Source organism: Pseudoalteromonas sp. S1650, from assembly GCF_005887195.1.
Classification (GTDB): domain Bacteria; phylum Pseudomonadota; class Gammaproteobacteria; order Enterobacterales; family Alteromonadaceae; genus Pseudoalteromonas; species Pseudoalteromonas simplex.
Genome location: NZ_PNDF01000149.1, coordinates 1 through 500, shown reverse-complemented (window position 1 = coordinate 500; position 500 = coordinate 1). Strand labels below are relative to the sequence as shown.

At 42.8% G+C, this 500-nt stretch carries 1 rRNA gene; it reads left to right on the top strand.

Features of this window, described 5'->3' with window-relative positions:
• A 5S ribosomal RNA gene (gene rrf / locus CWB80_RS23280) occupies positions 1-91 on the top strand; the annotation flags it as partial.
• Positions 92-500: the final 409 nt, after the last annotated feature.

The following is a 500-nucleotide window of genomic DNA, read 5'->3' as shown; positions in this document are numbered from 1 at the left end:
CCACCTGACCCCATGCCGAACTCAGTAGTGAAACGAAACAGCGCCGATGATAGTGTAGCAGTTGCTATGTGAAAGTAGGTCATCGCCAGGATCCTATTAAAGAAAGCCCGATTCGAAATAGTCGGGCTTTTTTGCGTTTGTAGTCGCGATTTTATATCGCGTTTAGCCTCACCGTCAGCTGAAACACAGAGATATCAGAGGTTAGATATTAGATGTCAGTTGAACTGTGTGGTTGTTTAGTACAGAGACTCCCTCAGCATTCACCCTATTCATTCTCCAAGTAGGTTGGGAAGAGCGAAGCGAAACCCAACATGAGTTATACCATTCCGCATAAAGATTAAATCAATTTAATCCATTCCCGATTGCACATTTTCTTCACTCGATCCGGGATTGAAATAAAGTGATTCCATGCCTTTGAAACTTCATCGACAATTTCGTCATAGCCCGAAAACACTCTATTGGATAAACAATGCTGTCGTATCCAGCTCCATACTTGCTAT